Origin of the sequence: Streptomyces glaucescens, from assembly GCF_002154375.1 — a bacterium.
Taxonomy (GTDB): domain Bacteria; phylum Actinomycetota; class Actinomycetes; order Streptomycetales; family Streptomycetaceae; genus Streptomyces; species Streptomyces glaucescens.
Map to the genome: position 1 here is coordinate 1 of NZ_MUND01000450.1, position 10,224 is coordinate 10,224.

At 72.4% G+C, this 10,224-nt stretch carries 10 protein-coding genes; all 10 read left to right on the forward strand.

Annotated elements, in window-relative coordinates; genetic code table 11:
* Nucleotides 1-1,199: tetratricopeptide repeat protein (locus tag CCN42_RS26995; RefSeq protein ID WP_143662021.1), on the forward strand; the 1,199-nt coding region annotated here is incomplete at its 5' end.
* Between the two features lie 132 nt (nucleotides 1,200-1,331).
* Nucleotides 1,332-2,456: an alanine dehydrogenase gene (gene ald / locus CCN42_RS27000; RefSeq protein WP_173883339.1), complete on the forward strand. Its 1,125-nt coding sequence runs from the start codon at nucleotides 1,332-1,334 to the stop codon at nucleotides 2,454-2,456.
* 424 nt (nucleotides 2,457-2,880) lie between these two features.
* Complete coding sequence (locus tag CCN42_RS27005) at nucleotides 2,881-4,017, forward strand: ParA family protein (RefSeq protein WP_086172207.1); 1,137 nt, start codon at nucleotides 2,881-2,883, stop codon at nucleotides 4,015-4,017.
* A complete protein-coding gene (locus CCN42_RS27010; protein WP_086739506.1) occupies nucleotides 4,014-4,565 on the forward strand; it encodes a hypothetical protein in 552 nt (183 codons plus the stop codon). Before CCN42_RS27005 ends, CCN42_RS27010 begins: the two co-directional genes overlap by 4 nt.
* A gap of 18 nt (nucleotides 4,566-4,583) precedes the next feature.
* A complete protein-coding gene (locus CCN42_RS27015; protein WP_086739507.1) occupies nucleotides 4,584-5,615 on the forward strand; it encodes a segregation and condensation protein A in 1,032 nt (343 codons plus the stop codon).
* Nucleotides 5,616-5,671: 56 nt separating this feature from the next.
* Nucleotides 5,672-6,241, forward strand: a complete 570-nt coding sequence (gene scpB, locus CCN42_RS27020; protein WP_245877476.1) for an SMC-Scp complex subunit ScpB — start codon at nucleotides 5,672-5,674, stop codon at nucleotides 6,239-6,241.
* Complete coding sequence (locus CCN42_RS27025) at nucleotides 6,241-7,359, forward strand: pseudouridine synthase (RefSeq protein ID WP_086739511.1); 1,119 nt, start codon at nucleotides 6,241-6,243, stop codon at nucleotides 7,357-7,359. Before scpB ends, CCN42_RS27025 begins: the two co-directional genes overlap by 1 nt.
* Before the next feature lie 66 nt (nucleotides 7,360-7,425).
* Nucleotides 7,426-8,433, forward strand: a complete 1,008-nt coding sequence (locus CCN42_RS27030; RefSeq protein ID WP_245877475.1) for an ADP-ribosylglycohydrolase family protein — start codon at nucleotides 7,426-7,428, stop codon at nucleotides 8,431-8,433.
* Nucleotides 8,434-8,565: 132 nt separating this feature from the next.
* Entirely contained in the window at nucleotides 8,566-8,928 is a 363-nt protein-coding gene (gene aroH, locus CCN42_RS27035) for a chorismate mutase (RefSeq protein WP_086739514.1), read from the forward strand.
* Nucleotides 8,925-10,010: a prephenate dehydrogenase gene (locus CCN42_RS27040; protein WP_086739516.1), complete on the forward strand. Its 1,086-nt coding sequence runs from the start codon at nucleotides 8,925-8,927 to the stop codon at nucleotides 10,008-10,010. The genes aroH and CCN42_RS27040 overlap by 4 nt, the downstream gene beginning before the upstream one ends.
* The last annotated feature ends 214 nt before the right edge of the window (nucleotides 10,011-10,224 follow it).

The following is a 10,224-nucleotide window of genomic DNA, read 5'->3' on the forward strand; positions in this document are numbered from 1 at the left end:
CCGGCTGCTCGGTCAGCGCGGCCCGCACCACCCTGGACGACTTCGTCGCCCTCGGCCTGCTGCGGGGGGTGGACTCGCCGCTGCCGCAGTACGAGGTGCCGGGCGCCCTGCACCCGCTGCTGCGCTCCCTCACCGAGACCCAGGACAAGCCGGCGGAGCTGCAGCTGGCCCGGGCCCGGATGCTGGAGCGGACGGTCCGGCTGCTCCAGTCCTGCCGGGCGATCACCGAGACGGACTCCCCGCAGGCCCGCGCCAAGCTGCTCGGCATGCCCCGCTCGCTGCGCTTTCCCAGCCCGCGGGCGGCGGAGGACTGGCTGCGCATCCGCCGGCCCGCCCTGCTGGCCGCGGCCCGGCTCGCGGTCGCCGACGGAGAGCTGGACACGCTGGCCCGGCGGCTGCTGTCCCAGCTGGTGCGGACGCTGGTCGCGCACTTCGGCACCCAGGCCGCGGCCCCCGACCTGTACGGCATCCACCAGCTCGTGCTGGATGTGGCCGAGCGGCAGCGGCTGCCCCGCGAGCGGGCGGCGGCCCTGCTGAACCTGGCCGACCTGGACGCGCAGACCGGCCGTACCGCCGAGGCGCTGGTGCGCTACCGGGCCGCGCTGGACGCGGGACGGGAGGCGAACGACCCGTATGCGACCGGCCGCGCGATGGAATCCGTAGGCGGCGCCCACGAGGAGCTGGGCGACTACGACCGGGCCGCCGACTGGTACGGCCGGGCGCTGGCCCAGCGCCTGGCCCGCGACGAGCGCGCGGACGCCGCCCGGCTGTACGGCCGGATCGCCGCCGCCCACACCTACGCGGGCCGCTACGGCGAGGCGGCCCGCGGCTGGCGGGCGGCCGTCGCGGGGTACCGCAAGCTCGGCGATGTCGCCGCGTACGCGCGGGCGTTGAGCGAACTGGCCCGGGTGCAGGAGTACGCGGGCCGGCCCGAGGAGTCGCTGCGCACCTGCCAGGAGGCGGTGGAGTGGGCGCGCCGCGCGGAGGACGTACGGCTCCAGGCGGCGCTGCACCTGCGGCTGGCCGACACCCTGGACCACCTCGGGGACCCCACGGCGGCCGGACTGCACCGCAGCGCGGCCGAGCGCATGCTGGGGGAAGAGCTCCAGGAGACCGAGCAGGAGGGCGATCCGGAAGATCAACGACCGGAACACGGAGCTAACGCCTGCGAAATCCGCAGTACATCCGCTGAAGATTGATGCAATGAAAGGCTAGACAGCGGGAACGCCTTCATTAGACTGGCTCTGCCGCACGTTCTCCTGCGGTGTCTCCCGGTGTGCCCTGTACATCCGGGTATGTCACGTACCACACCCCCCTCTGAGCCAAGGACCGTGATCGACGTGAAGGTCGGCATCCCCCGCGAGGTCAAGAACAACGAGTTCCGGGTGGCCATCACCCCCGCCGGCGTGCACGAGCTGGTGCGCAACGGCCACCAGGTCGTCATCGAGCGCAACGCCGGCGTCGGCTCCTCGATCACGGACGAGGAGTACGTCGCCGCCGGCGCCGAGATCCTCGGCACCGCCGACGAGGTCTGGGCCGCCGCCGACCTGCTGCTCAAGGTCAAGGAGCCGATCGCGGAGGAGTACCACCGCCTGCGCAAGGACCAGACGCTCTTCACCTACCTGCACCTGGCCGCCTCCAAGGAGTGCACGGACGCGCTGATCGAGTCCGGCACCACCGCCATCGCCTACGAGACGGTCGAGCTGCCCAGCCGCGCGCTGCCGCTGCTCGCCCCGATGTCCGAGGTCGCGGGCCGCCTGGCCCCGCAGGTCGGCGCCTACCACCTGATGCGCGCCAACGGTGGCCGCGGTGTCCTGCCCGGCGGCGTCCCCGGCGTCACCCCGGCGAAGGCCGTCGTGATCGGCGGTGGCGTCTCCGGGTGGAACGCCACCCAGATCGCCGTCGGCATGGGCTTCGACGTGACCCTGCTGGACCGCGACATCAACAAGCTGCGCGAGGCCGACAAGATCTTCGGCACCAAGGTCAAGGCCGTCATGTCCAACTCCTTCGAGCTGGAGAAGGCCGTCCTCGACGCCGACCTCGTCATCGGCGCCGTCCTCATCCCGGGCGCCAAGGCCCCGAAGCTCGTCACCAACGAGCTGGTCTCCCGGATGAAGCCCGGAAGTGTTCTTGTCGACATCGCGATCGACCAGGGCGGCTGCTTCGAGGACTCCCGTCCGACCACGCACGCCGAGCCGACCTTCCAGGTCCACAACTCGATCTTCTACTGCGTCGCCAACATGCCCGGCGCCGTCCCGAACACCTCCACCAACGCCCTCACCAACGCCACGCTGCCGTACATCGTGTCGCTGGCCAACAACGGCTGGGTCGAGGCGCTGCGCCGTGACGCCGCGCTCGCCAAGGGTCTCAACACCCACGACGGCAAGGTCGTCTACAAGGAGGTCGCCGAGGCGCACGGCCTGGAGCACGTGGAGCTGGAGTCGCTCCTCGGCTGACCCCTGGCCGGTCCGCGCCCGAGCGACTGGTTCAAGTCATCCCTACGGAAAAGGCGATTCGTCAACAGGGGTCGTCAACCGTGAACATCCGGCCGGACCTTGCCCGACAAGGTCCGGCCGGATGTGTGTATGGTCACTTTGCGACGCTCGGTCAACTCGCCTCGAACGTCTCCCTTCAACCGATTCGCACACCGGTGAATCCTGCTGTGCGACGCCCATACACCCTTGACAGCGGGGTGTTTCATTGCCGACACATCGGGCCGGGTCCGGCGGATTGTGTTGCTGCGGACGCCCGACACGCCATAGAGTCGCCGAACGTCGGCATGGTGCCACGCTGACCTTGTCTAGAAGTTTCCTGGTCACCAAGGAGGTAAGACGACTTGTGAATGAGTCGACATTTTCTCCCGGGGGTGGTCAACCAGGAATGCCTACGCGGGGCCAGGACTCCACGGGGCTCGAGGCTGTCGGCTCCGTCGCTGTCCGAACCTTCGCAGCCCACCAGAGCCACGTCAGCCCCCGCATGGCTCAGACAGCACCCCAGAGCATGGATGGCCATCACGTGAACGCCATGGCCGGCGACGGAAGCGGCGCGCCCCACAACCAGTTCGCCGACTACGAGGACCTGCCCGAGGGGCACTTCTACGACCCCGACGCCGAGTACGAGCCCGATCCCGAGTACGCGGCCACGCTCGCGCCCGACGCGGCCCGCCAGCGCCGTGAGCGCGTCGGCCCGACCGGACGCCCGCTGCCGTACTTCCCGATCCCGGGCCCGCTGACCGATCACGGGCCCGCGACGATCATCGCGATGTGCAACCAGAAGGGCGGCGTCGGCAAGACGACGTCCACCATCAACCTGGGCGCCGCGCTCGCGGAGTACGGACGCCGGGTGCTGCTCGTGGACTTCGACCCGCAGGGCGCGCTGTCGGTCGGTCTCGGCGTCAACCCCATGGAGCTGGACCTCACCGTCTACAACCTGCTCATGGAGCGGGGCCTGTCGGCCGACGAGGTGCTGCTGAAGACCGCGGTCCCCAACATGGACCTGCTGCCCAGCAACATCGACCTCTCCGCGGCCGAGGTCCAGCTGGTCTCCGAGGTCGCCCGCGAGTCGTCGCTCCAGCGCGCCCTCAAGCCGCTGCTGCCCGACTACGACTACATCGTGATCGACTGTCAGCCCTCCCTCGGCCTGCTCACGGTCAACGCGCTGACGGCCGCGCACAAGGTGATCGTGCCGCTGGAGTGCGAGTTCTTCGCGCTGCGCGGTGTGGCGCTGCTGACCGAGACCATCGAGAAGGTCCAGGAGCGGCTCAACCCGGAGCTGGAGCTCGACGGGATCCTCGCCACGATGTACGACTCGCGCACCGTGCACAGCCGCGAGGTGCTCGCGCGGGTCGTCGAGGCCTTCGACGACCACGTCTACCACACGGTCATCGGGCGCACGGTCCGCTTCCCGGAGACCACGGTCGCCGGTGAGCCGATCACCACGTACGCCTCCAACTCCGTCGGTGCCGCCGCCTACCGCCAGCTCGCCAGGGAGGTGCTCGCCCGGTGTCACGCCGAGTGAGTCTGCCGGGGGCCGACGAACTGTTCCGTACGACAGGGGGCATGGCACTCCAGCCGTCCACTCCCCGGCGCCCGGCGGGCGGCGAGCCCCGGGTGCCGGCTCCGGCCGGCGAGAGCGACCCGGCGATCGCGGACGACGCCCCGCACGCCGTGCCCGCCCAGGGCGGCGACGGCGACGGCGCCGAGCACATGCCCGCGGACCCCGACGCCGCCGAGGCGGGCGAGTCCCGCAGCCGGGCCGCCGCCGGGGAGCGCGCCACGCGGCGCCAGCCGGCGCAGGAAGGTGCTGCCGCGGCCGCGCCCCGCAAGCGCGGGCGGACGGCCACGCGGCGGCCGAGCGGACGCGAGCGGCACGACGAGAAGATCACTGTCTACGTCTCCGCCGAGGAGCTGATGGACCTGGAGCACGCGCGTCTCGTGCTCCGCGGCGAGCACGGGCTCGCCGTCGACCGGGGCCGGATCGTGCGCGAGGCCGTGGCCGTCGTGCTCGCCGACCTGGAGACCCGGGGGGACGCCAGCATCCTCGTACGGCGGCTGCGAGGGCGGTAGCGGTAGCCTGCGGGGGCCATGACCTCGTACGACGCTTCCGCCTCCGGCCGTGCCGGGCGTCGGCGTGCGCTGGGCAGGGGGCCCGGGGCCCCGAGGGTGGAGCCGGACGACGCTTCCGTGGCGGCGCCGGAACCCGAAGCGGAACCGGTCGTGCCGGAGCCGGAGCCGGTCGTATCGGAGCCCGAGCCGGAGGCGGCCGTATCCGGGCCGGAGCCCGCCGAGCCAAAGCCCGGGGCCCCTGACGACGGTGTCTTCACGGTGCGGCTCGCCAACTTCGAGGGACCGTTCGACCTGCTGCTCCAGCTGATCTCCCGGCACAAGCTGGACGTCACCGAGGTCGCGCTGTCGAAGGTGACCGACGAGTTCATGGCGCACATCCGGGCGATGGGCCCGGACTGGGACCTGGACCAGACGACCGAGTTCCTGGTCGTCGCCGCCACCCTGCTCGACCTGAAGGCCGCCAGGCTGCTGCCCGCCGCCGAGGTGGAGGACGAGGCCGACCTGGCGCTGCTGGAGGCGCGGGACCTGCTCTTCGCCCGCCTGCTCCAGTACCGGGCGTACAAGCAGATCGCGGACATCTTCAGCGGGCGGCTGGACGACGAGGCCCGCCGCTACCCCCGTACCGTCGGGCTGGAGCCCCAGCACGCCGAGCTGCTGCCCGAGGTCGTCATCAGCATCGGCGCGGAAGGGTTCGCGAAGCTCGCGGTCAAGGCGATGCAGCCGAGACCGAAGCCGCAGGTGTACGTCGACCACATCCACGCGCCGCTGGTCAGCGTGCGGGAGCAGGCGGGGATCGTGGTGGCCCGGCTCAGGGAGCTGGGCGAGGCGAGCTTCCGCGCGCTGGTCGAGGACACCGACGACACCCTCACCGTCGTGGCCCGGTTCCTGGCGCTGCTGGAGCTGTACCGGGAGAAGGCGGTGGCCCTGGAGCAGGAGACCGCCCTCGGGGAACTGCTTGTGCGCTGGACCGGCGGGGACGGGGACGACCGGCCCCTGGTGACCGACGAGTTCGACCGGCCGCCCGAGCAGCCGGAGGAGGAGAAGGCGTGACGAGCGAGCAGACGGTCGCCGCACTCGATCTCAAGCCCGCCCTGGAGGCCGTGCTGATGGTCGTGGACGAGCCCGCCACCGAGGAGCACCTGGCGAAGATCCTGGAGCGGCCCCGGCGCCAGGTCGCCGACGCGCTGCGGGAGCTGGCCGACGAGTACGCGGCGCAGGGCCGCGGGTTCGAGCTGCGGTTCGTCGCGGGCGGCTGGCGTTTCTACACCCGTCCCGAGTACGCGGCCGCCGTCGAACGTCTCGTCCTGGACGGCCAGACGGCCCGGCTCACCCAGGCCGCGCTGGAGACGCTCGCGGTCGTCGCCTACCGTCAGCCGGTGAGCCGCAGCCGGGTCTCGGCCGTCCGCGGGGTCAACTGCGACGGCGTCATGCGCACCCTCCTCCAGCGCGGACTGGTCGAGGAGGCGGGCACGGAACCCGAAACAGGTGCGATCCTGTACAGGACGACGAACTACTTCCTGGAGCGGATGGGCCTGCGCGGCCTGGACGAGCTACCGGAGCTCGCGCCCTTCCTCCCCGAGGCGGAGGCGATCGAGGCCGAGACCCTGGAAGGCGTGCCGTCGTTCGATCCGGACGCTCCGGACTCCGAGGACGCAGACGACAAGACGGAACTTTGATGCGAAGCAGCAGCGGCAGGAACAGCAGCGGAAACAACGGCGGGAGCCGTGGTGGCAACAGCGGCGGCCGCGGCGGGAGCGGCGGTGGTCGCGGTAACTTCCGCGGCGCCGGCAACAACCGCGACGACAAGCAGGGCAGCGGCCGGCCGAAGAGGCCGCGCCCGGAGGAGCGGCGCTACGACGTCGGCCCCGGCGCCACCCAGGACGGTCCGAAGTCGGGCCGCGGCCCGTCGGCCCGCGGCGGCGCCAAGGGCGGTCCCCGGAAGCCCCAGCAGCGCGGACGGTCGGCCCCGGCGACCTCCCGCGAGTACGAGACGCGGATCGAGGAGCGCAACCGGGAGCGGTACGCGGGCAAGAAGGACGTCAAGCTGCCCAAGACCTTCCCCGGCGCCGAGCAGGAGGGCGAGCGGCTGCAGAAGGTGCTCGCGCGCGCGGGCTACGGCTCCCGGCGCGCCTGCGAGGAGCTGATCGAGCAGGCCCGGGTCGAGGTGAACGGCGAGATCGTCCTGGAACAGGGCAAGCGCGTCGACCCGGAGAAGGACGAGATCAAGGTGGACGGGCTCACCGTGGCCACCCAGTCGTACCAGTTCTTCTCCCTGAACAAGCCCGCCGGCGTCGTCTCCACGATGGAGGACCCGGAGGGGCGGCAGTGCCTCGGCGACTACGTCACCAACCGGGAGACCCGGCTCTTCCACGTGGGGCGGCTGGACACCGAGACCGAGGGTGTCATCCTGCTCACCAACCACGGCGAGCTGGCGCACCGGCTGACCCACCCCAGGTACGGCGTGAAGAAGACCTACCTGGCCGCGATCGTCGGTCCCATCCCGCGCGACCTGGGCAAGCGGCTGAAGGACGGCATCCAGCTGGAGGACGGCTACGCCCGCGCGGACCACTTCCGGGTCGTCGAGCAGACCGGCAAGAACTACCTGGTCGAGGTGACCCTGCACGAGGGCCGCAAGCACATCGTGCGCCGCATGCTCGCCGAGGCCGGTTTCCCGGTCGAGAAGCTGGTGCGCACCGCGTTCGGCCCGATCACCCTGGGCGACCAGAAGTCGGGCTGGCTGCGGCGGCTGTCGAACACGGAGGTCGGGATGCTGATGAAGGAAGTCGACCTCTAAACCGGCTTGTCGGCGTCCCCCATCCCCTTTATTGTCAGAGTGACGATAAAGGGGATGGTGATCCGCATGCCGAAACGTGCCGCGACCGGAGCGCTCCTGGGCCTCGCCCTCGGAGACTCCCTCGGCTGTCCGACCGAGTTCGACGACGTGCCGGCGATCCTCGCCAGGTCCGGCCCCTGGCGGGACATGGACCTGCCCCGGCCCGCGCTCGTCACCGACGACACCCAGATGACGCTCGCCCTCGGCCGCGGGCTGCGCACCGCCATGGACCGCGGCTTCCTCGCGCCCAGGCGGCTGGCGCGGCCGGTGCGCGAGGAGTTCGTGGACTGGTACCGGTCCCCGGAGAACGACCGCGCCCCCGGCCGGACCTGCCTGGTCGCCTGCGCCCTGCTCAAGGAGGAGGGACGGATCTGGCAGGACGCCAGCCAGACCGACTCCAAGGGGTGCGGCGCCAACATGCGGGTCGCACCCGTCGGACTCGCCCCCGGGCTCACCGGCGACCAGCGCGCGGGCGCCGCCCAGCTCCAGTCCGCCCTCACCCACGGCCACCCCACCGCGCTCGCCGCCTCCGACCTCACCGCCCACGCCGTCCACCTGCTCGCCCAGGGCGCCGAGCCGACCGGACTCGTCGGCCTGCTGCGGTCGTACGCCTACGACAACCGCACCCGCTACCACCACGAGTGGCTCGGCGACCTGTGGACCCGCGCCCACGACCCCAGCCCCGAGCACTTCATCGCCCGCGGCTGGGACGAGTGCCTGGACGTCCTCGCCCGGCTCCAGGACGCGGTGCGCACCGTCTCCCCGGAGACCGACCCGTGCCTGGCCACCGGAGCGGGCTGGATCGCCGAGGAGGCCCTGGCCACCGGACTGCTCTGCTTCCTGCTCTTCGTCGACGAACCGCTCACCGCGCTGCGCCGGGCCGCCTGCACCTCCGGCGACTCCGACTCCATCGCCTGCCTGGCCGGCGCCTTCGCGGGCGCCCACCACGGCGCGGACGTCTGGCCGGCGGCCTGGACGGACCGCATCGAGTACCGGGACGAGCTGGCGACCCTGGGCGCGCTCTGGGACCACTGAACCGGACCCGGCACGTCGCGTCGGCGCGGGCGGGCGCCGTCTCAGGGGGCGGGCGCCGGGCGCCCGGCGCCCCCGGGGCTGACTAGGCTGGTCGGACGCAGATCCGGTACGTACACAGCAAGGAGCAGCGCCGTGGCGGTACGAGCGGTCCGGGGGGCCGTCCAGCTGGAGCGGGACGACGCCGAGCACATGGACGCGCAGGTCGGAGCCCTGCTCACCGCCATCCTGGAGCGGAACGGCCTCACCGCCGACGACCTGATCAGCATCTGGTTCACGGCCACCCCCGACCTGCACAGCGACTTCCCGGCCGCCGCCGCCCGCGGGCTCGGCATCGTCGACGTTCCGCTGATCTGCGCCCAGGAACTCGACATCGAGGGCGCCATGCCCCGCGTGGTGCGGGTCCTCGCCCACATCGAGTCCGACCGGCCCCGCACCGGCATCCACCACGTCTACCTCGGCGCCGCCGCCGCTCTGCGCAAGGACATCGCCCAGTGAGGACCGCACTCGTCATCGGCACCGGCCTGATCGGCACCTCCGCCGCCCTGGCCCTCGCCCAGCGTGGCGTCACCGTCCACCTCGACGACCACGACCCCGAGCAGGCCCGCACCGCCGCCGCGCTCGGCGCCGGCACCGACGAGGCCCCCGACGGCCCCGTCGACCTCGCCGTCGTCGCCGCCCCGCCCGCCCACGTCGCCGCCGTGCTCGCCGACGCCATGCGGCGCGGGGTCGCGCGCGGCTATGTCGACGTGGCCAGCGTCAAGGGCGGCCCACGGCGCGAGCTGGAAGCGCTCGGCCTCGACCTGTCGTCGTACATCGGCACCCACCCCATGTCCGGCCGTGAGAAGTCCGGTCCGCTCGCCGCCACCGGCGACCTCTTCGAGGGCCGCCCCTGGGTGCTCACCCCCACCCGGGACACCGACACCGAGGTGCTGAACCTCGCCCTGGAACTGGTCTCGCACTGCCGGGCCGTTCCCGTGGTGATGGACGCGGACGCCCATGACCGGGCCGTGGCGCTCGTCTCGCACATGCCCCACCTGGTCTCCAGCTTGGTCGCCGCGCGACTGGAGCACGCCGAGGAGGCCGCCGTACGCCTGTGCGGGCAGGGCATCCGGGACGTCACCCGGATCGCCGCCTCCGACCCCCGGATGTGGATCGACATCCTCTCCGCGAACCCCGGGCCGGTCGCCGACCTCCTCACGGACGTCTCCGCCGACCTCGACGAGACGGTACGCGCCCTGCGTGCCCTCCAGTCCTCCGACGAGGCCAAGCGGCGCGAGGGCACCGCGGGCATCGAGGACGTGCTGCGGCGCGGCAACGCGGGACAGGTCCGGGTCCCCGGCAAGCACGGGTCCGCGCCGCGGGTCTACGAGACCGTGGCCGTGCTCATCGACGACCAGCCGGGGCAGCTGGCCCGCATCTTCGCGGACGCCGGGCAGGCCGGGGTCAACATCGAGGACGTGCGGATCGAGCACGCGACGGGACAGCAGGCCGGTCTGGTGCAGCTGTCGGTCGAGCCGAAGGCGGTGGCCGTGCTGACTGCCGCGCTGCGCGAGCGGGGGTGGGCGATCCGGCAGTGACGTGCCCGGCGCGCCCGTGGCCGTCTCCGGGGGCTGCTGCCCCCGGACCCCGCTTCGGCGCTGGCCGGGTCTCGTCCCCGGGCGACGGACGGGCTGAGAGCGCCGGGGCCGCTGGCGCGGTGTGGCCGTGCGCCGGGCCGGGAGGCCGGGCCGGTGTTCCGGGGCGGGCGCTCGTCCGGATGGGGGACCCGCACCCAGTAACCTTGTCCGGGGC

Excerpts from the sequence above, each read along its gene's own strand:
- CCN42_RS27005 (WP_086172207.1), top strand. The coding sequence starts at position 2,881 with ATGCCTACGCGGGGCCAGGACTCCACGGGGCTCGAGGCTGTCGGCTCC.
- CCN42_RS27015 (WP_086739507.1), top strand. The coding sequence starts at position 4,584 with ATGACCTCGTACGACGCTTCCGCCTCCGGCCGTGCCGGGCGTCGGCGT.
- scpB (WP_245877476.1), top strand. The coding sequence starts at position 5,672 with ATGGTCGTGGACGAGCCCGCCACCGAGGAGCACCTGGCGAAGATCCTG.
- CCN42_RS27025 (WP_086739511.1), top strand. The coding sequence starts at position 6,241 with ATGCGAAGCAGCAGCGGCAGGAACAGCAGCGGAAACAACGGCGGGAGC.
- CCN42_RS27030 (WP_245877475.1), top strand. The coding sequence starts at position 7,426 with ATGCCGAAACGTGCCGCGACCGGAGCGCTCCTGGGCCTCGCCCTCGGA.